This window comes from Bradyrhizobium sp. (genome assembly GCF_049691595.1).
In the GTDB taxonomy this organism is placed as follows: domain Bacteria; phylum Pseudomonadota; class Alphaproteobacteria; order Rhizobiales; family Xanthobacteraceae; genus Bradyrhizobium.
Window position 1 is genome coordinate 1 of sequence record NZ_JBAVNZ010000302.1, and the last position, 19711, is coordinate 19711.

Consider the following 19711-nt stretch of genomic DNA (forward strand, 5'->3'; position numbering starts at 1 on the left):
CCATCATGATCGGTTTGGTTCGCGCCGCGACAGTTTGCGCCACGCTGGTGCTTGGCCTCGCCACGGCGCAGGCGGCGGACAAGGCCTTCAAACGCGACGATCTCGCCGATTCCGCGATCAAGCTGGAAGCCCAGATCAGGAGCGAGGCGGGGCCGGTCGCCAAATCCGCAGGCACGCTGCGGACCGATGCCGACGCCGCCTTCAAGCGCCAGGATTTTCGCACCGGCCTGCAGATCCTGGGGCAGATTGCGGCCACCACGCCGGAGGACAGCGCCAACTGGCTGCGGCTGGTCCGCACCATCTTCCAGATCCGCTCGGCCTCTACCAGCGAGCAGACCTTCCTGCTGGAGCGCGCCTCGACCGCCGCCTACATCGCCTATCAGCGCGCCGGGAATGCCGGCGAGGAAGCCGACGCGCTCGCCGTGCTCGGCCGCGCGCTGTCGGAGCGAAAATTGTGGCGCCCGGCGCTGGATAGCTTACGGCTGTCGCTCGATATGCGCGAGGTCGCCGAGGTCCGCGGCCAGTACGAGAAGATGCGCGACGAGCACGGTTTTAGACTCCTGGACTACACCGTCGATTCCGACTCGGCGTCGCCCCGCGCCTGTTTTCAGTTCTCCGAAGAATTGGCAAAGCGGGTCGATTTCGCGCCGTACCTCACGCAAGCCGGCACCGACAAGCCGGCGCTGTCGGTGGAAGGCAAGCAGCTCTGCGTCGATGGGCTGAAGCACGGCGAGCGCTACAACATCAACCTGCGCGCCGGCCTGCCGTCTACCGTCAAGGAGAGCTTGCCGAAATCGGCCGAATTCAATGTCTATGTCCGCGACCGCAAGCCGTTCGTCCGCTTCACCGGCCGCGCCTATGTGCTGCCGCGCACCGGCCAGCGCGGCATTCCCCTGGTCAGCGTCAATACGTCAGCGGTATCCGTCAGCGTGTTCCGGATCGGGGACCGCAACCTGATCAACACGGTGATCGACAACGATTTCCAGCGGACGCTGAACAGATACCAGCTCACCGAGCTCGGCGACGAGCGGGGTGTCAAGGTCTGGTCCGGCGAGCTCGCGACCGCCACCACGCTCAATCAGGACGTCATCACCGCATTTCCGGTCGACCAGGCTTTGGGCGACCTGCAGCCGGGCGTCTATGTCATGACGGCCGCCGCCAAGGGGCCGGGCAGTGACGATGACGGCACGCTGGCGACGCAATGGTTCATCGTTTCGGACATGGGGCTATCGGCGTTCGCCGGCAATGACGGCATCCATGTTTTCGTCAATTCGCTGGCCTCGACCGAAGCGGTCAGCAAGGCGGAGGTGCGGCTGGTCGCCCGCAACAACGAAATTCTCGCGACCCGCAAGACCGACGAGTCCGGGCACGTGCTGTTCGAGGCGGGCCTGGCGCGCGGCGAGGGCGGCCTGTCACCGGCGATGCTGACGGTCATGAGCGAGAAGGCCGACTACGCCTTTCTCAGCCTGAAAACCAATGCGTTCGATCTGACCGATCGCGGCGTCGCCGGGCGGGTAGTTCCGGCCGGTGCCGATGCCTTCGTCTATGCCGAAAGAGGCGTCTATCGCTCCAGCGAGACCGTCTACCTCACGGCCCTGCTGCGCGACGGGCAGGGCAACGCCATGACCGGCGGGCCGCTGACATTGGTGATCGAGCGGCCGGATGGCGTCGAATTCCGCCGGGCCGTGCTGGCAGACCAGGGCGCAGGCGGCCGGACCATGGCGGTGCCGCTCAATTCCGCGGTCCCGACCGGGACCTGGCGGGTGCGCGCCTTTACCGATCCCAAGGGCGCCTCCGTCGGCGAGACCACCTTCATGGTCGAGGACTACATCCCGGAGAGGATCGAATTCGACCTCACCAGCAAGGAGAAGCTGATCAGGGCTGAAGTTCCCGTTGAACTCAAGGTCGACGGACATTTCCTTTACGGCGCACCGGCTTCCGGCCTGCAGCTCGAGGGCGACATGCTCGTTGCCCCGTCGGCCGGACGGCCCGGCTATCCCGGCTACCAGTTCGGTGTCGCCGATGAGGAGACCGCCGGCAACGAACGGACGCCGATCGAAAACCTGCCCGAGGCCGACGCCAATGGCGTCGCGACCTTCCCGGTCAGCCTCGCAAAACCGCCGTCATCGACCCGGCCGCAGGAGGCCCAGATCTTCATTCGCATGGCGGAAGCCGGCGGCCGCGCCGTCGAGCGCAAGCTGGTGCTGCCGGTGGCGCCCTTAACCGCCCTGATCGGCGTCAAGCCGCTGTTCGCCGACAAGAGCGTCGCGGAAGGCGACAAGGCCGAGTTCGACGTGGTGTTCGTCGCCCCCGACGGCAAGCAACTGGCGCGCAGCGGCCTGCGCTACGAACTGCTCAGGATGGAATCCCGCTATCAATGGTACCGGCAGAATTCGTCCTGGGAGTATGAGCCGGTCAAATCAACCAGCCGCGTCGCCGACGGCGATTTGAATCTCGCCGCCGACAAGCCGTCGCGAGTAACGTTCTCGCCGCAGCCCGGCCGCTACCGCCTCGACGTCAAATCGACCGATGCGGACGGACCGGTCACCTCCGCGCAGTTCGATGTCGGCTGGTATTCGGACGGCAGCGCCGACACGCCGGACCTGTTGGAAACCTCGATCGACAGGCCGGAATACGCCTCCGGCGACACCATGGTGGTGTCGGTCAACGCGCGCTCGGCCGGCAAGCTCACCATCAACGTGCTCGGCGACCGGCTGCTGACGACGCAGACCGTCGAGGTCAAGGAAGGCACCGCGCAGGTCAAGATCCCCGTCGGCAAGGACTGGGGCACCGGCGCCTATGTCATGACCACGTTGCGTCGTCCGCTCGACGCGGCGGCCCAGCGGATGCCGGGCCGCGCGATCGGCCTGAAATGGTTCGGCATCGACAAGAAGACCCGCACGCTTCAAGTCAATCTGTCGCCGCCGCCGCTGGTCCGCCCGGGCACGGCGCTGAAGATTCCGGTCAGGCTTGGCGGACTAAACCCCGGGGAAGACGCCAAGATTGTCGTAGCCGCGGTCGATGTCGGCATCCTTAATCTGACCAATTACAAGCCGCCGGCGCCCGACGATTATTATCTCGGCCAGCGCCGGCTCACGGCCGAAATCCGCGACCTCTACGGGCAGTTGATCGACGGCATGCAGGGGACGCGAGGCCAGATCAGGACCGGCGGCGATTCCGCCGGCGCCGAGCTGCAGGGCAGCCCGCCCACGCAAAAACCGCTGGCGCTGTATTCCGGCATTGTTACCGTCGGTCCCGACGGGGCTGCCGAGATCAGCTTCGACATTCCCGAATTCGCCGGCACGGCGCGGGTGATGGCGGTAGCATGGAGCGCCACCAAGCTCGGCCGGGCCGCGATCGATGTCACGGTGCGCGATCCCGTGGTGCTGACGGCGACCCTGCCGCGCTTCCTGCTCAATGGCGACCACGGCACCATGAGTTTCGACCTCGACAATGTCGAGGGGCTGCCCGGCGACTACACCATCGAGGTCAAGACGTCCGGGCCGCTGAAAGTGACCGGCAACCCCGCCACGACGGTAAAGCTCGCAGCGAAGCAGCGGACCTCGATGTCGCTGGCGCTGGATGCCGGCGGCACTGGGACCGCTAATCTCGACGTCGACATCAAGGGCCCGAACGGCCTGACGCTGGCGCGGCACTACGCGCTCGACGTCAAGGCGGCGACGCAAATCCTCGCGCGCCGCTCGATCCGCACGTTGGCCAAAGGCGAAAGCCTGACCCTGACCTCGGACATGTTCTCCGATCTGGTCTCCGGCACCGGCAGCGTCTCGCTGTCGGCCAGTCTCTCCACCGCGCTCGATGCGGCGACCATCCTGAAGGCGCTGGACCGCTATCCGCACGGCTGTTCCGAGCAGATCACCAGCCGCGCGATGCCGCTGCTTTATGTCAACGATCTCGCGGCCGGCGCGCATCTGGCGATGGATACCGCGGTCGATCAGCGTATCAAGGACGCCATCGATCGGCTGTTGGCGCGCCAGGGCTCGAACGGCTCGTTCGGCCTTTGGTCGGCCGGCGGCGACGATGCCTGGCTCGATGCCTACGTGACGGATTTCCTGACCCGCGCCCGCGAAAAGGGCTTTGCGGTGCCGGACGTGCTGTTCAGGAACGCGCTTGATCGCATCCGCAATGCGGTCGTCAATGCGAACGAGCCCGAGAAGGACGGCGGCCGCGACCTCGCCTACGGCCTCTATGTGCTCGCGCGCAACGGCGCCGCCCCGATCGGGGATCTGCGCTACCTCGCCGACACCAAGCTCGGCAATCTGTCGACGCCCATTGCCAAGTCGCAACTGGCGGCGGCGTTGGCGCTGGTCGGCGACAGGGCGAGGGCGGAGCGGGTCTATGCGGCGGCGCTCGAAGCGCTCTCGCCCAAACCGGTGCTCGAGTTCGGCCGCGTCGATTACGGCTCGGCGCTGCGCGATGCCGCGGCGCTGGTTTCGCTTGCCAGCGAAGGCAACGCGCCGCGCGCGACGCTGACACAGGCGGTTCAGCGCGTCGAGGCGGCGCGCGGGCTCTCGCCATACACCTCGACCCAGGAAAATGCCTGGCTGGTGCTGGCCGCGCGCGCGCTCGCCAGGGAAATGCTGACGCTCGATATCGACGGGCAGCCGGTCAAGACCGCGGTCTATCGCAGCTACAAGGCTGAAGACATGACGGGCAAGCCGGTCAAGATCACCAACACCGGCGATGCCGCGGTGCAGGCGGTGGTCTCGGTCAGCGGTTCGCCGGTCACGCCGGAGCCCGCGGCCTCGAACGGCTTCAAGATCGAGCGCAGCTATTTCACGCTCGACGGCAAGCCCGCCGACGTCACAAAAGCCAGGCAGAACGATCGCTTCGCGGTGGTGCTGAAGATCACCGAGCCCAAGCCGGAATACGGGCACATCATGGTGTCCGACTATCTGCCGGCCGGGTTCGAGATCGACAACCCGAATCTGGTCTCCTCCGGCGACTCGGGCACGCTCGACTGGATTGAGGATGGCGAGGAGCCGGAAAATACCGAGTTCCGCGATGACCGCTTCACCGCCGCGATCGATCGCGCCAGCGACGACAAATCGGTGTTCACGGTCGCCTATGTCGTGCGCGCGGTATCGGCTGGCAAATATGTGCTGCCACAGGCCTATGTCGAGGACATGTACAACCCCTCGCGCTACGGCCGCTCCGGCACCGGCACGGTCGAGGTGCGTCCGGCCAAATGAGAGAGACCTCTGCCATAGCGCCGGCGACCCCTGGGGGACGCTGGCGGCGGATCGGGAAGGCGGCGGCGATTTCGGTCGCGGCCGTGTTGATCGGTGCCGGCGCCTTCGCCGCCTGGGTCGCCTCGCTCGGCCCGTTGCCGCTTGCGCAGGTCCGACAGGTCTCCACCTCCATCGTCGACCGCAACGGCAAATTGCTGCGCGCCTATGCCATGGCCGACGGCCGCTGGCGGCTGCCGGTCGATGCCAAAACCGCTGTCGACCCGGGCTATCTCAAGCTGCTGTTCGCTTACGAAGACCGCCGCTTTTATCGCCATGGCGGTGTCGATCCGCTGGCACTTGGCCGCGCGGTGTTTCAATTCGTAACGAGCGGCCGCATCGTCTCCGGCGGTTCGACCATCACGATGCAATTGGCGCGGCTGATGGAGCCAAGACGGGAGCGCTCGATCTCAGCCAAGCTGCGCCAGATGGTGCGCGCGATCGAGATCGAGCGGCAATTGAGCAAGGACCAGATTCTCGACCTCTATCTGGCGCTGGCGCCGTTCGGCGGCAATCTCGAGGGCGTGCGCGCGGCGTCCATCGCCTATTTCGGCAAGGAGCCGAAACGGCTGTCGCTGTCGGAATCGGCGCTGCTGGTGGCGTTGCCACAATCCCCGGAAACGCGGCGGCTCGACCGCTCTCCGGATCGCGCGCGGGCCGCGCGGGACCGTGTGCTCGATCGCATGGTCGAAGACCGCATTGTCACGGAAGAGGACGCGGCACAGGCCAGGGCGGCGCCGGTGCCGGCGCTGCGCAAGCCGATGCCGATCCTGGCGCCGCATTCCGCCGACCAGGCGGTCGCGACCATGAAGGATGCGCCGGTCATCAGGCTGACGCTCGATTCAAGCCTGCAGAAAGTTCTGGAAGCGCTGGCGCGCGATCGCGCCGTCGCTCAGGGTCCAAATATCTCGGTGGCGATCATCGCGGTCGACAACGAAAGCGGCGACGTGCTGGCGCGGGTCGGCTCGTCGGATTATTTCGACGAACGGCGGGCCGGGCAGGTCGACATGACCCGCGCGGTGCGCTCGCCGGGATCGACGCTGAAACCGTTCATCTATGGCCTCGCCTTCGAGGACGGCTTTGTGCACCCGGAAAGCCTGATCGACGACCGGCCGATCCGCTTCGGCTCCTACGCGCCGGAAAATTTCGACATGACGTTTCAGGGCACCGTACCGGTGCGCAAGGCGCTGCAATTGTCGCTGAACGTGCCCGCGATCGCGCTGCTCGACCGCGTCGGTGCGAGCCGCCTGTCGTCCCGGCTGAAGCAGGCCGGCGGTAATCTGGTGCTGCCAAAGGACGAGGCGCCGGGCCTCGCCATGGGTCTCGGCGGCGTCGGCGTCACCTTGCAGGATCTGGCGCAGCTTTATTCCGGACTGGCGCGGCTTGGCACTACAAAACCGCTGCGCGAGATCATGCTGGCCAAAGACGACCGTGATGCCCTGCGCCTGATGGATCAGGTCGCGGCCTGGCAGGTCGGCAATGTCCTGATCGGGACGCCGCCGCCGGAAAACGGTGTGCCCAACAAAATCGCGTTCAAGACCGGCACCAGCTACGGTTATCGCGACGCCTGGTCAGTCGGCTTCGACGGCCGCATCACCATCGGCGTGTGGGTCGGACGGCCCGATGGCGCGCCGGTGCCGGGCCTGATCGGCCGCACCGCCGCCGCGCCGATCCTGTTCGACGCCCTTGCGCGCACCGGCAAACTCTCCGCAGCGCTGCCGAAACCGCCCAAGGGCGCCCTGGTCGCAAGCAATGCCAGGTTGCCACTGCCGCTGCGCCGTTTCCGGCCGCTGGGAGAACTGGTGCGGACCGGCAACGACCAGGCGCCGCGCATCCAGTTCCCGCTGAACGGCTCGCGGATCGACGTCGATCGCTCGAATAGCGGGCAGTTCGCGGCGATGCCGGTCAAGGTCGCCGGCGGCGTGCTGCCGCTGACCATGCTGGTGAACGGTGTTGCCATCGGCGATATCGACAGCCGCCGCCAGCGCCTGATCGATCCGCCCGGGCCGGGCTTTGCGCGACTGACGGTAATCGACGCGACGGGCGCTGCCGATACCGTCGTGATCCGGATGCAGTGAGCGAGTTCGATTTACCTCGCTTCGCTCGCGGGGAGAGGTAGAAGCAGGCGAGCATCGCTGCGTCACTACCGGATGAACGACCAGTTCTTGTAAAAAATGGTCTTGAACGAGGATGCGATCAGCGCAGCACCTGCGATCGCGGCATCAAAGGCCGGCTGCAAATGGTTGGGCCGCACGATGTCCATGAACAGGCAGTAGCGCGGCTGGTCGGCATCGTTGACCGAGCGATGGAACAAAGTGTCGTCGAACACGAACAGCGGCTGTTTCTTCCAGTAATGGGTCTTGTCGTCGACGTCGATGAAGACATTGTCGCTGTCGATCGGATCGAGATTATAGAGCACGCGGAAGGTCAGGCGCAGCGGACCGAAATGCCAGGAGGTTTTTTCGCGGGCGTTGAACACCGAGACCGCGATGGTCTTGATGTAGCGATAGTCCTGCTCGAAGGCGGGAATGCGGACGGTGATGTCTTGCGGCTTGGCGAACCATTTGAAGGTCAGCATGCCGCGCTTCTTGTCGCCGAGCACCTCCGCGACGCGTGCCTTGATCAGATCGCCGTTGTCGACAAAAGCCTTCACGCAGGCCTCGATTTCTGCGCGATGTTCCGCCGGCAGATCCTCCAGCCGGTACACGCCGAGGTTCCGCGCCGACAGCAGGTCGGCCACGAGGTTGACGGGCGACAACAGCCAGGTCGGAATGCCGTTGCCGAGAAAATACTTCTCCGCCATGTCGGGCGTGATCCTGAAATGGCGGCTGATGTCGAGCGCGCCGCAGAGCAGGAAGAACAGCGTGAGGTAGGGCGCAAAATACAGCGCCGGAACCAGCACGATCAGGGCGATGCCAAGACGCCGGGCGCGCTTGCGGCTGATATAGTCAGCGATTGCCATCTTCGAAGCGCCATTTTGATCGCGGGTGAGGCTCAAGTTGCCTTGGGCCCCTCTTAAAACTTCCGCGACGGGCGGGCAAGGTCGGGGAGCCTGCCGGGTAGAGCGAACTGTGGAGTTGTTTGCAGTGCGGTTTCATCGTATGCGAACATCATGGTCGAAACCGTCCAACCCCGGCGTTTTGGAGCAGGCCAACAGGCTGCGAAACCAGCGAATTCCAGCCACAGGCTGCTCGTTGCGTTCAACTTCGCCACATCAAGTCATTGGCGCGCGATCGTCTTCCTGACGCTGTGCGGGCTGGTGTTTTTCCTGCCCGGCTTTTTCACCATTCCGCCGATCGATCGCGACGAGGCCCGGTTCGCGCAGGCGACCAAGCAGATGGTCGAGACCGGCGATTTCGTCGATATCCGGTTTCAGGATGATGTCCGCTACAAGAAGCCGGTCGGCATCTACTGGCTGCAGGCCGCGACCGTGGAAACCGCCTCGGCGCTCGGCCTGCCGCGGGCGCAGTTGCGCATCTGGTTGTACCGGGTGCCCTCGCTGGTCGGCGCCATCGGCGCAGTGCTCTTGACCTACTGGACGGCGCTCGCCTTTGTGACGCGACGCGGGGCGGCATTTGCCGCGCTGATGATGTGCAGCTGCGTTTTGCTCGGCGGCGAGGCGCGGCTGGCCAAGACCGATGCGATGCTGCTGCTCACCGTGATCGCGGCGATGGGCGCGATGGCCTGGGTGTATTTGTCCTGGCAGCGCGGCGAGGATCCCGCGCATCCGCCATGGTCGTATCCGACGATTTTCTGGACCGCGCTGGCCGGCGGCATTCTGCTCAAGGGGCCGCTGATCCTGATGTTCGTCGGGCTGACGATCGCGGTGCTGGCGATCCTTGACCGCACTGCGGTCTGGTTCTGGCGCATGCGCCCGGTCTGGGGCCTGACGTGGCTCCTGGTGCTGGTGCTGCCCTGGTTCGTCGCGATCTTCTGGCGCGCCGGCGATGCGTTCTTCTCCGATTCAGTCGGCGGCGACATGTTGAGCAAGCTCGCGGCGCAGGAATCCCATGGCGCGCCGCCGGGGCTCTATCTGCTGCTGTTCTGGGTGACGTTCTGGCCGGGGGCGCCGCTCGCCGGGATGGCTGCGCCCGCGGTCTGGCGGGCGCGGCGGGAGCCCGGCGCGCAATATCTGCTGGCGTGGCTGGTCCCGTCCTGGATCGTGTTCGAACTGGTGCTGACCAAGTTGCCGCACTATGTGCTGCCGCTCTATCCCGCGATCGCGATCCTGACGGCCGGCGCGCTCGAACGCCGGGTGTTGTCGCGATCCTGGTTGCGCCGCGGCGCGGCCTGGTGGTTCGCGATTCCCGCGATCGCGTCGGTGATCGCCATTGCCGGCGCGATCAAGCTGACGCATCAGCCGGTGTTTCCGGCCTGGCCGATCTTGGCGGCGGCGATGATTTTTGGCCTGTTTGCCTGGTGGCTGTTCGAGGACAGCCGCGCCGAGCGGTCGTTTTTGAACGCGGCGATCGCGGCCATGTTGCTGGCGGCCGGAATCTATGGCGTCGTGGTGCCGTCGCTGACGACGCTGTTTCCCTCCGCCGAGGTCGCGCGCGCCCTGCGCAACGTCGTTTGCGTCGGGCCGAAGGCCGCCGCCGCGGGCTTTCACGAGCCGAGCCTCGTCTTCATGACCGGTACCGACACCACGCTGACCGACGGATCGGGCGCCGCGGATTTTCTCGGCCAGGGCAGCTGCCGGTTCGCGCTGGTGGAAGCGCGCTCGGAACGCAACTTCGTGCAGCGCGCCGAGGCGATCGGGCTGCGTTACAATGTCGCCACGCGCATCGACGGCTACAACATTTCACAGGGCAGGGCGATCTCCATCGCCATCTTCCGCTCCGAAGGTACGGAGTAAGATGCCTGCGCAGGTCGGCACCGGCGAATCCAGCAATTATCTGTCACGTTTCGTCACCCTGCTGTGGCGGTCATCCGCCCAACTTGTACGTGCGCCATCGCATTCGCGCCGCGCGGAAGCCGCGCGGCGCTCGGCACGTCATGTCCTTCTTCTGATGGTGATGGTCGGAGCCGCCGTCATCGCGCTGATGGTTGCGCTCGACGCGCATGAGATCCGCTGGATGCCGCCGCGCGGCACCGCCAGCCTCTGGCCGGTTCGCATCCTGACCGATTTCGGTAAATCGGCCTATGTGCTGTGGGCGCTCGCGGGGCTGTTGGTCACGGTTGCCATCATCTCGCCGGCGCTGCGTGGAATCCAGCGATCCCTGCTGCTGGGTTTGGGAACGCGCCTCCAGTTTCTGTTTTTCGCCGTGCTGGTACCCGTTCTCGCCGGCGAGCTGATCAAATGGATCGTCGGCCGCGGCCGGCCCTTTGTCGGCGGCGAAGCCGATGCCTTCAACTTTTCGCCCTTCGTCGGCACCGAGGCCTATGCCAGTCTCCCGTCGGGCCACGCCGTTACCAGCTTTGCGCTGGCTTTTGCGGTCTCCGCGGTTTGGCCGCGGGCGCGGATCGCGATGATCCTCTACGCGGTTCTGATCGCGGCCACCCGGCTGGTGCTGCTGGCCCATCACCCGAGCGACGTGGTTGCCGGTGCGCTGGTTGGCGTCATCGGCGCGATGGCCGTCCGTTACTGGTTCGCCGCCCGCCGGCTGGGATTTGCGATCCACGGTGACGGCACGATTGTGCCGCTGGCCGGACCCTCGCCGGGCCGCGTCAAAAGGGTTGCCCGGGGCGCATTCGCCCCATAAGAAGCGGACGCCGCGACGGCCTGGCTGGCGGTCCCCGCCGCCGCAGGCCATCCAGCCCCATTCAAGCCGAGAGTGACGATTTGCCTTGTTCCGACAAAGCCGCGGTGGCCGTTTCCGTCGTTGTGCCCGTGCGCAACGAAGCCGGGAATATCGCCCCGCTGATTGCGGAAATCACCGGCGCGCTCGACGGCCGCTGGGCCTATGAGATCATCTATGTCAATGATGGCTCGACCGACGCCACCGCCGAGCGGCTTGCCGCGATCATGAAGCAGCGCCGGAACCTGCGGCAGCTTCGGCATGCCAATTCGAGCGGACAATCGGCGGCGGTGCGCAGCGGCGTCCGCGCCGCGCGCGGCGCCATCGTAGCGACGCTCGACGGCGACGGGCAAAACGATCCCGCGTTCCTGCCGGACCTGATCTCGGCGATCGAAGCCGGCGGCGGCCGCATCGGCCTTGCCGCGGGCCAGCGGGTCGGCCGCAAGGATACAGGCTTCAAGAAAATGCAGTCGCGCATCGCCAACGCCGTGCGCGGAGTCATCCTGCGCGACGGCACCCGCGATACCGGCTGCGGGCTGAAGGCATTTCCGCGCGAGGTTTTCCTGTCGATGCCCTATTTCGACGGCCTGCATCGCTTCCTGCCGGCGCTGGTCCGCCGCGAAGGGTTTGACATCGGCTATGTCGACGTGATCGACCGCCCGCGCCGTTCCGGCGTGTCAAACTATGGCTTCTTCGACCGGTTATGGATCGGGATCATGGATCTCGCCGGCGTGTGGTGGCTGATCCGCCGCAAGAAACCGACGCCCGTTGCGACCGAGGTTTTTCATGACTGACCTGCTCGACTATCTGCACGACGTCTTCGTCATCAGGTTCGACGCCTGGGTGGTGCTCGGCTTCATCGCGCAGGGCCTTTTCACCATGCGCTTCGTGGTGCAGTGGATCGCCTCCGAACGCGCGCGCAAGAGCGTGATCCCGGTGGCGTTCTGGTTCTTCTCGATCGGCGGCGGCGTGCTGCTGTTGATCTATGCGCTGTATCGAAGGGACCCCGTCTTCATCGCCGGCCAGGCGCTGGGGCTCGTGGTCTATGTGCGCAATTTGTATTTCATCGCCATCAACAGGCGGCGGGCGTCAGCCGGCAACTGAGCTTGGCGCGGCTCTGGTCAGCAAGGACTTTGAGATCATCGATGAAATCATCGATCTATCGAGGGCTGTTTCAGGACGGTCTCAGGCGGCATTGAAGGCGGCAAATCCGCGTTCGAGATCGGCCTTGAGGTCGTCGACGTTCTCCAACCCGATATGCAGCCGCAAGCTCGGGCCGCCCGGCGCCCATTTGGTGGCGGTGCGATAGCCGTCGCAGTCGAAGGGAATGACGAGGCTTTCGAAGCCGCCCCAGGAATAGCCCATGCCGAACAGTTTTACCGCATCGAGCAAGGCATCGACGGCTTTTGGCGGCGCGGGTTTCAGCACGATGCTGAACAGGCCGGATGCGCCGGTGAAGTCGCGTTTCCAGATCGCGTGGCCGGGATCGCTTTCGAGCGCGGGATGCAGCACCCGCATCACTTCCGGCCGCGTCGCGAGCCAGCGCGCCATTTCAATGCCTGATCGATGGTGCTGCGCCAGCCGCACTGCGAGCGTGCGCACGCCGCGCAGCGCGAGGTAGACGTCATCCGGTCCGGCGCAAACGCCGAGCAGGCGGATGCCCTCGGCAAGCTGCGGCCACGCCTTCGCGTTGGCCGAGACCGTGCCGAACATGATGTCGGAATGGCCGCCGATATATTTGGTGGCGGCCTGCATGCTGATATCGACGCCTTGCTCGAGCGAACGATGAAACAGCGGCGTCGCCCAGGTATTGTCATCGATGACCAGCGCGCCATGCGCATGCGCGACGGAGGCGATGGCGGGAATGTCGGGCATTTCGAAGGATTGCGAGCCGGGCGCCTCGACCAGCACCGCTTTGGTGTTCGGCCTGAACAGTTGTTCGATGGCGGCGCCGATCAGGGGATCGAAATAAGTGGTCTCGACGCCATAGCGGGCCAGCATGCCGTTGCAGAAATTCCGCGACGGCCGGTAGACGTTGTCGCAAACCAAAAGATGATCGCCGGCTTTCAGCACCGAAAGCAGGGTCGTGGTGATCGCGGCGAGGCCCGACGGCGCAAGGCCGACGCCGGCGCATTGCGGGCCTTCCAGCGCCATCAGCACGTCCTGCAGCGCCCTGGTGGTCGGGGTGCCGTGGCGGCCATACTGGAATTCGCCGCGATGGGCGTGCAGGTCTTCCGCGGTCGGGTAGAGCACTGTGGAGCCGTGGACAACGGGGGGGTTGACGAAGCCCTTTTGCGCCCTGGTGTCGCGGCCCGCCGTCACCAGTAGGGTTTCGGCTTGATGCGACCTGGACGGTCCGTCGTTCGAAAAACTCATGCGCTCGCCGCCACCAAGGACTTTTTGCCGCAGCCGTTGTGCATCAGGACAGAGGCAGGTCCGGGCCGGGTTTGTTACTAACAGGACACATGTTTACTAACAGGAGACAGAAGAGGGCCGTCAACCCCTTGACCCGGCCCGCCAGTCGTTCTGTGATGCGCGCCATCTATCCAGTCGCCGCATGGTTGAGGGGCTTGCCGCGACCTTTGATCCATTGCCAGGTCGAATGTCAGGTCAAACTGCCGGCCGGATTGACGTTTTGGCAAGAGATCATCGGGTTGGCCGATTGGCATGCGCGCGACAATGAGTAATCGTTCCCCGGACGACCCCCCTGGAAAGGCTATCCCATGAAACGCGTATCTCTGGTTCTTGCCCTTGCCGCTGCCGCCGGTCTTTCGGCCGAGGCCGCCTCCGCGCAAACCCTCAAGACGGTCAAGGACCGCGGGATGCTGTCCTGCGGCGTCAGCCAGGGGCTGCCGGGCTTTTCGTCGCCGGACGACAAGGGCAACTGGACCGGCATCGACGTCGACATCTGCCGCGCCGTGGCGGCGGCGATCCTTGGCGATGCGACCAAGATCAAGTTCGTGCCGCTGTCGGCCAAGGACCGCTTCACGGCGCTGCAATCCGGCGAAATCGACCTGCTGTCGCGCAACACCACCTGGACGCTGTCGCGCGACACCTCGCTCGGCGCCAACTTCACCGGTGTGACCTATTATGATGGCCAGGGTTTCCTGGTGAAGAAGTCGCTGAAGGTGAATTCCGCGCTGGAATTGAACAGCGCCTCGGTCTGCGTGCAGACCGGCACCACGACCGAACAAAATCTCGCCGATTACTTCAAAGGCAACAACATGAAGTATGAGGTGATCGCATTCGGTACCGCCGACGAAACCGTCAAGGCCTATGAATCCGGGCGCTGCGACGTTTACACAACGGACGTTTCGGGGCTCTATGCCGAACGTCTGAAGCTTGCCAATCCGGCCGACCATGCCGTGCTCCCCGAGGTGATCTCGAAGGAGCCGCTCGGCCCCATGGTCCGCCATGGCGACGATCAATGGTTCGACATCGTTAAGTGGACGCTGTTTGCGATGATCAATGCCGAGGAACTCGGCGTGACCCAGAAGAACGTCGACGACATGGCGAAATCGGACAAGCCCGAGCTGAAACGCGCGTTCGGGACCGACGGCAATCTTGGTGAACAGCTCGGCCTGACCAAGGATTGGGTGTCGCGGATCGTGAAGGCCGTCGGCAATTACGGCGAATCCTTCGATCGCAACGTCGGCGCCGGCTCCAAACTCGGCATCGCGCGTGGTCTCAACAACCTCTGGAGCAAGGGCGGTATCCAGTACGCGCCGCCGATCCGCTGAGCGCGGGCTGATCGTGGCGATGGCCATCGAGCCCCGAAAACCGCCATCGCAGTTCCTCATCCGACTGCAGCGCGGGCTCGGCGGCCGGGCGGGGTGGGGAGGATTCGTCCTCCAGATCCTGTTCGTCGCCGCCCTCGCCTGGATCAGTTACGAGATCGTCGCCAATGCCCGCGCCAATCTGCAGGCGCAGCGGATCACCGCGGGTTTTGGCTTCCTGGCCAATACCGCGGGCTTCGACGTCAGCCAGAACCTGATCCCGTATTCGGGATCCGATACCTACACCCGCGTCTTCTTCGTCGGTCTGCTCAACACGCTCATGGTCTCGGTGATCGGCATTTTCTTCGCCACCCTGATCGGATTTCTCGTCGCATTGGGCCGGCTGTCGCCGAACTGGTTGTTGTCGAAAATCTCCGGCGGCTATGTCGAACTGGTGCGCAATCTGCCGCTCTTGTTCCAGATCCTGTTCTGGTATCTCGCCGTGCTGTCGGCACTGCCCAACCCCCGGCAGAGCATCGGGCTGCTCGATATCTTCTTTCTCAGCAATCGCGGATTGGTGATCCCGAAGCCGATCGGCAATCCCGGGTTCGAGCCCTTCGTTCTTGCCATCCTGATCGCGATCATTGCCGCCATCGTGTTGTGGCGCCATGCGCGCCGGCAACTGTTCGAAAGCGGCAAGGTGATCAAGGTCTGGCCCTATGGGCTCGGCCTTTTGATCGGCCTGCCGCTGTTGTCCGCGCTGATCTTCGGCGCGCCGGTGTCGTTTGAGGTGCCGGTGCTCAAGGGGTTCAATTTTGCCGGCGGCTCGCGCGTCATCCCGGAATTCGTCGCGCTGACGCTGGCGCTGTCGACCTATACCGCGGCCTTTATCGCCGAGATCGTGCGCGCCGGCATTCTGTCCGTCCACAAGGGGCAGATGGAAGCCGGCTCCTCGCTCGGCCTGCAACGGGGATCGGTGCTGCGGCTGATCGTGATCCCGCAGGCGCTGCGCGTGATCCTGCCGCCGCTGACCAACCAGTATCTCAATTTGACCAAGAACTCCTCGCTGGCGGTGGGGATCGGCTATCCCGATTTGGTCTCGGTATTCGCGGGAACCACGCTGAGCCAGACCGGGCAGGCGATTGAAATCATCGGCATCACCATGGGCGTCTATCTCCTGATCTCGCTCGTGACGAGCGCGATCATGAGTTTCTACGGATGGCGGCTTGGCAGGAGTCTCGGCCCATGAGCGATATCACCCGCGATATCGCCGCCGCCTCCTTTGTCAGGCAGGAACTCGTTCCCGAGCGCCCGGCGCCAATCAAGACCACCGGCTTGGTCGGCTTCCTGCGCACAAAACTGTTCAATTCACCGACCAACATCTTGATCACGATCGCAAGCCTGCTGTTGCTGTGGTTTATCGTGGTTCCCGCGCTGAAATTCCTGCTGGTGGACGCGGTCTGGAGCGGCACGGATCGCAACGCCTGCCTCGCCGAAAACGCCGGCCATGCGGTCGGCGCCTGCTGGCCTTTCGTGCAGGCAAAACTCAGCCAGTTCATCTACGGATTTTATCCGGAACCGGAGCGTTGGCGGGTCAATCTGACCTTCATCCTGGCCGCGATCTTGCTGTTGCCGCTGCTGATTCCGCGGCTGCCGGCCAAGGGCCTCAATTCCTGGCTGTTCTTCCTGGCTTTTCCCGTCGTCGCGTTCTTTCTGCTGCATGGCGGCGGACTGGAAGGCTTCGGCATCAGTTGGACGGCTGGGCTTCTGTCAGGGTTCAACGACAGCATCGGCGAAGGCGGAAGGAAGCTTGCGGCGGCCGGCGAGACCACGGCAGTGATTGGACCGTTGCTGTGGTTGCTCGGCAAGCTGATCAGCCTGCTCAGCACCATCATTTCGTGGCTGCTCTGGCCGCTGACCTGGCTGCGCGATCAGATTCAGACGTCCAGCCGTCCGGTCTGGTTCGATTTTGCGGCGACAGCCGCGATCGTTTCGATCCTGTTGTTCTGGTTGGGCGGAGGCACGCGCGCCGGCTGGCGGCCCCTGATCATTGGTCTTGCGATCTTCGCTGGAATCGGAATCGTCATAGCCGTCATGGGGCTCGAGCGCGGCGGATTGCCGGTCGTCGATACCCGGCTGTGGGGTGGCTTGCTGGTGACCCTGGTGGTGTCGGTGACCGGCATCGTCGCGTCAATGCCGGTCGGTATCGCACTGGCGCTCGGCCGGCGCTCGACGATTCCGCTGATCCGCATTTTCTCGATCGCTTTCATCGAATTCTGGCGCGGCGTCCCGCTGATCACCGTGCTGTTCTTCGCCACCTACATGCTGCCGCTGTTCGTGCCGACCGGCTTCACCATCGATGGGCTGATGCGGGCCCTGATCGGCATCGCGCTGTTCGCCGGTGCCTACCAGGCCGAGGTGGTTCGGGGCGGCCTGCAGGCGATCCCGCGCGGGCAGGGCGAGGCCGCGAGCGCGCTCGGCCTGTCCTGGTCGAAGACGACGGCGCTGATCGTGATGCCGCAGGCGCTGCGTCACGTCATTCCCGGCCTCGTCAACAGCTTTATCGCGCTGTTCAAGGATACCTCACTGGTCTCGATCGTCGCGCTGTTCGATCTGCTCGGATCGCTCAGGGCATCCTTCAGCGACCCGGTCTGGTCGACGCCGACGACGCTGTTCACCGGCTTCGCCTTCGCCGGCCTCATCTATTTCATCTTCTGCTTTGGCATGTCGCGCTATTCGCTGTTCGTCGAGAACAGGCTGAACGCGCACCAGCGTAATTGAGCACATCATCATGACAGCGAACCCGATCGTCGGCATCAACGGTCTCAACAAATGGTACGGCGATTTTCACGTGCTGCGCGACATCAACCTCGACGTCGCCAAGGGCGAGCGCATCGTGATCTGCGGGCCGTCGGGCTCGGGCAAATCGACCTTGATCCGCTGCATCAACGCATTGGAGGAATTCCAGGAAGGCACGATCGTCGTCGACGGCATCGAGCTCGGCCCGAATTTGCGGCGGGTCGACGAGGTCCGGCGCGAAGTCGGCATGGTGTTCCAGAGTTTCAACCTGTTTCCGCATCTGACCGTGCTCGACAACTGCACGCTGGCGCCGATCTGGGTTCGCAACATCCCGAAGAAGGATGCCGAAGCCAGCGCGATGAAATTCCTGGAGCGGGTGAAGATTCCGCAACAGGCCAACAAATATCCGGGTCAGATGTCGGGCGGCCAGCAGCAGCGCGTCGCGATCGCACGCGCGCTGACCATGAACCCGAAGGTCATGCTGTTCGACGAGCCGACCTCGGCGCTGGATCCCGAAATGGTCAAGGAAGTGCTGGACACCATGGTCGACCTCGCCAGGGAGGGCATGACCATGCTGGTCGTCACCCACGAAATGGGCTTTGCGCGCGAAGTCGCCAACCGCGTCGTGTTCATGGACGCCGGCCAGGTCATCGAGTCGAACACGCCGGAAAATTTCTTCGCCAATCCGCAGCATGCCCGGACGAAGCTGTTCCTGAGCCAGATATTAAGGTGAGTTGGGCGAATAGCGAATGGCGAATAAGGATTCCACTCGCTATTCGCCACTCGCCATTCGCCTCTTACTCGAACGGCACCTCGATCTGGCTGCGCTTTTCCAGCCATTGCGGCACCGGCAAATTCTTCGCACGCATGAATTCCGGATTGAACAGTTTTGACTGATAGCGGTTTCCGGAATCGCACAGGATGGTCACGATGGTCTTGCCGGGCCCGAGCTGTTGGGCGAGGCGGATGGCGCCGGCGACATTGATGCCGCTGGAGCCGCCGAGGCACAGCCCCTCGTGCTCGAGCAGGTCGTAGATCACAGGCACGGCTTCCTCGTCGGGAATGAGAAAGGCGTCGTCCACCTTGGCGGTCTCGATCACCGGCGTGACGCGGCTGAGCCCGATGCCTTCGGTGATCGATCCGCCCGGTGTCGATTTGGCGGTGCCGTGCTTGAACAGCTCGTACATCGCGGCCCCGCGCGGATCGGCGCAGGCGATGAAAATGTCGTTGTTCTTTTCCTTCAGAGAGCGGCTGATGCCGGCCAGCGTGCCGCCGGTGCCGACCGAGCAGATAAAGGCGTCGACCTTGCCGCCGGTCTGTTGCCAGATTTCGGGGCCGGTGGAATCGTAATGCGCTTTCGCGTTATCGAGGTTGTTCCACTGGTCGGCGAACAGCACGCCGTTCGTCTCGGTCTTGCGCAACTGGTCGGCCAGGCGCCGGGCGACATGCTGATAATTGTTCGGGTTGCTGTAAGGCAGCGCCGGCACCTCGATCAGCTCGGCGCCGCACAGCCGCAGCATGTCCTTCTTTTCCTGGCTCTGGGTATCGGGCATCACGATTAAAGTGCGGTAGCCGCGCGCGCTTGCGACGACGGCGAGACCGATGCCGGTATTGCCAGCAGTCCCCTCCACGACAAGCCCGCCGGGCTTCAGCTCGCCGCGCTTTTCGGCCTCCAGAATCATCCATTTGCCGGCGCGGTCTTTCACCGACTGGCCGGGATTCATGAATTCGGCCTTGCCGAGGATGGTGCAGCCGGTGGCTTCGGAAGCGCGCCGCAACCGGATGAGCGGCGTATGGCCGATCGCTTCGACGACGTCTTTGTGGATGGTCATGTCTGGAAATGGCCGGTTTGGTCGCCCAATTGTTGGGCGACCCTAAAGGACCGCCGCGGAGCATACAAGCCAGCGAGAGCCGAGGCTGTCAGCCGGATTTTGCGAACACCACCTGGCGCACGTCGATATTGCCCGAGAGGAATCCGGCCTCGCAATACGACAGATAATACTCCCACAGCCGCCGAAAGCGGTCGTCGAAACCGGATGGCATCAGGTTCGGCCAGGCCGCGCGGAAATTGCTTCGCCAGATCGCCAGCGTCCTGGCATAATCTTGCCCGAAAATGCGCTCGCGGATAACGGGAACGCCGAACTTCTCGCCGAGCGACTTCAGGATCTGCGGCGAGGGCAGCATGCCGCCGGGAAAAACATAGCGCTGGATG

The 19711-nt window shown here is 64.4% G+C and carries 14 protein-coding genes; 10 read left to right on the top strand and 4 right to left on the bottom strand.

The features are described from left to right. The first annotated feature begins 5 nt into the window (after positions 1 to 5). Both WCE35_RS13440 and pbpC read left to right on the top strand, forming a co-directional pair. On the top strand, positions 6 to 5210 hold the full coding sequence (locus WCE35_RS13440) for an alpha-2-macroglobulin family protein (protein WP_424593853.1): 5205 nt from the start codon (positions 6 to 8) through the stop codon (positions 5208 to 5210). After that, on the top strand, positions 5207 to 7324 hold the full coding sequence (pbpC, locus tag WCE35_RS13445) for a penicillin-binding protein 1C (protein ID WP_424593840.1): 2118 nt from the start codon (positions 5207 to 5209) through the stop codon (positions 7322 to 7324). The genes WCE35_RS13440 and pbpC overlap by 4 nt, the downstream gene beginning before the upstream one ends. A gap of 65 nt (positions 7325 to 7389) precedes the next feature. Here the strand turns inward: pbpC and WCE35_RS13450 are convergent, their stop codons facing one another. Next, a complete protein-coding gene (locus tag WCE35_RS13450) occupies positions 7390 to 8208 on the bottom strand; it encodes an aspartyl/asparaginyl beta-hydroxylase domain-containing protein (protein ID WP_424593841.1) in 819 nt (272 codons plus the stop codon). Positions 8209 to 8358: 150 nt separating this feature from the next. Here WCE35_RS13450 and WCE35_RS13455 point away from each other — a divergent pair, with 150 nt between their 5' ends. The 4 genes from WCE35_RS13455 to WCE35_RS13470 all read left to right on the top strand — a co-directional run bounded on the left by WCE35_RS13455 (position 8359) and on the right by WCE35_RS13470 (position 12088). Continuing rightward, on the top strand, positions 8359 to 10101 hold the full coding sequence (locus WCE35_RS13455; protein WP_424593842.1) for an ArnT family glycosyltransferase: 1743 nt from the start codon (positions 8359 to 8361) through the stop codon (positions 10099 to 10101). Position 10102: 1 nt separating this feature from the next. After that, entirely contained in the window at positions 10103 to 10948 is an 846-nt protein-coding gene (locus WCE35_RS13460) for a phosphatase PAP2 family protein (protein WP_424593843.1), read from the top strand. 80 nt (positions 10949 to 11028) lie between these two features. Continuing rightward, complete coding sequence (locus WCE35_RS13465) at positions 11029 to 11778, top strand: glycosyltransferase family 2 protein (RefSeq protein ID WP_424593844.1); 750 nt, start codon at positions 11029 to 11031, stop codon at positions 11776 to 11778. Continuing rightward, positions 11771 to 12088 (top strand): lipid-A-disaccharide synthase N-terminal domain-containing protein, encoded by a 318-nt coding sequence (locus WCE35_RS13470; RefSeq protein WP_424593845.1) that lies wholly within the window; start codon positions 11771 to 11773, stop codon positions 12086 to 12088. The genes WCE35_RS13465 and WCE35_RS13470 overlap by 8 nt, the downstream gene beginning before the upstream one ends. An 81-nt stretch (positions 12089 to 12169) precedes the next feature. Here WCE35_RS13470 and metC read toward each other — a convergent pair whose 3' ends face one another. Then, positions 12170 to 13360: a cystathionine beta-lyase gene (gene metC / locus WCE35_RS13475; RefSeq protein ID WP_424593846.1), complete on the bottom strand. Its 1191-nt coding sequence runs from the start codon at positions 13358 to 13360 to the stop codon at positions 12170 to 12172. Positions 13361 to 13707: 347 nt separating this feature from the next. On the opposite strand from metC, the gene WCE35_RS13480 reads away from it, so the two are divergent. Genes WCE35_RS13480 through WCE35_RS13495 form a run of 4 tightly spaced genes read left to right on the top strand, consistent with a single transcriptional unit; the run spans position 13708 to position 18232 of the window. Beyond that, on the top strand, positions 13708 to 14724 hold the full coding sequence (locus WCE35_RS13480) for an amino acid ABC transporter substrate-binding protein (protein ID WP_424593847.1): 1017 nt from the start codon (positions 13708 to 13710) through the stop codon (positions 14722 to 14724). A gap of 19 nt (positions 14725 to 14743) precedes the next feature. Further along, positions 14744 to 15949, top strand: a complete 1206-nt coding sequence (locus tag WCE35_RS13485; RefSeq protein WP_424593848.1) for an amino acid ABC transporter permease — start codon at positions 14744 to 14746, stop codon at positions 15947 to 15949. Continuing rightward, the gene (locus WCE35_RS13490) at positions 15946 to 17481 is read left to right on the top strand and encodes an amino acid ABC transporter permease (protein WP_424593849.1); all 1536 of its coding nucleotides are present in this window, start codon (positions 15946 to 15948) and stop codon (positions 17479 to 17481) included. Before WCE35_RS13485 ends, WCE35_RS13490 begins: the two co-directional genes overlap by 4 nt. Positions 17482 to 17491: 10 nt before the next feature. Continuing rightward, positions 17492 to 18232 (top strand): amino acid ABC transporter ATP-binding protein, encoded by a 741-nt coding sequence (locus WCE35_RS13495; RefSeq protein ID WP_424593850.1) that lies wholly within the window; start codon positions 17492 to 17494, stop codon positions 18230 to 18232. Between the two features lie 64 nt (positions 18233 to 18296). Here WCE35_RS13495 and WCE35_RS13500 read toward each other — a convergent pair whose 3' ends face one another. Together WCE35_RS13500 and WCE35_RS13505 are read right to left on the bottom strand one after the other, a co-directional pair. Beyond that, positions 18297 to 19331 carry a cysteine synthase A gene (locus WCE35_RS13500; RefSeq protein WP_424593851.1) on the bottom strand — a complete coding sequence of 345 codons (1035 nt, stop codon included), beginning with the start codon at positions 19329 to 19331 and terminating at the stop codon, positions 18297 to 18299. A gap of 88 nt (positions 19332 to 19419) precedes the next feature. After that, positions 19420 to 19711 (bottom strand): class I SAM-dependent methyltransferase (locus WCE35_RS13505; RefSeq protein ID WP_424593852.1); only part of this gene is annotated, 292 nt, incomplete at its 5' end.

Excerpts from the sequence above, each read along its gene's own strand:
- WCE35_RS13440 (WP_424593853.1), top strand. The coding sequence starts at position 6 with ATGATCGGTTTGGTTCGCGCCGCGACAGTTTGCGCCACGCTGGTGCTT.
- pbpC (WP_424593840.1), top strand. The coding sequence starts at position 5,207 with ATGAGAGAGACCTCTGCCATAGCGCCGGCGACCCCTGGGGGACGCTGG.
- WCE35_RS13450 (WP_424593841.1), bottom strand. The coding sequence starts at position 8,208 with ATGGCAATCGCTGACTATATCAGCCGCAAGCGCGCCCGGCGTCTTGGC.
- WCE35_RS13455 (WP_424593842.1), top strand. The coding sequence starts at position 8,359 with ATGGTCGAAACCGTCCAACCCCGGCGTTTTGGAGCAGGCCAACAGGCT.
- WCE35_RS13460 (WP_424593843.1), top strand. The coding sequence starts at position 10,103 with ATGCCTGCGCAGGTCGGCACCGGCGAATCCAGCAATTATCTGTCACGT.
- WCE35_RS13470 (WP_424593845.1), top strand. The coding sequence starts at position 11,771 with ATGACTGACCTGCTCGACTATCTGCACGACGTCTTCGTCATCAGGTTC.
- metC (WP_424593846.1), bottom strand. The coding sequence starts at position 13,360 with ATGAGTTTTTCGAACGACGGACCGTCCAGGTCGCATCAAGCCGAAACC.
- WCE35_RS13480 (WP_424593847.1), top strand. The coding sequence starts at position 13,708 with ATGAAACGCGTATCTCTGGTTCTTGCCCTTGCCGCTGCCGCCGGTCTT.
- WCE35_RS13485 (WP_424593848.1), top strand. The coding sequence starts at position 14,744 with ATGGCCATCGAGCCCCGAAAACCGCCATCGCAGTTCCTCATCCGACTG.
- WCE35_RS13490 (WP_424593849.1), top strand. The coding sequence starts at position 15,946 with ATGAGCGATATCACCCGCGATATCGCCGCCGCCTCCTTTGTCAGGCAG.
- WCE35_RS13495 (WP_424593850.1), top strand. The coding sequence starts at position 17,492 with ATGACAGCGAACCCGATCGTCGGCATCAACGGTCTCAACAAATGGTAC.
- WCE35_RS13500 (WP_424593851.1), bottom strand. The coding sequence starts at position 19,331 with ATGACCATCCACAAAGACGTCGTCGAAGCGATCGGCCATACGCCGCTC.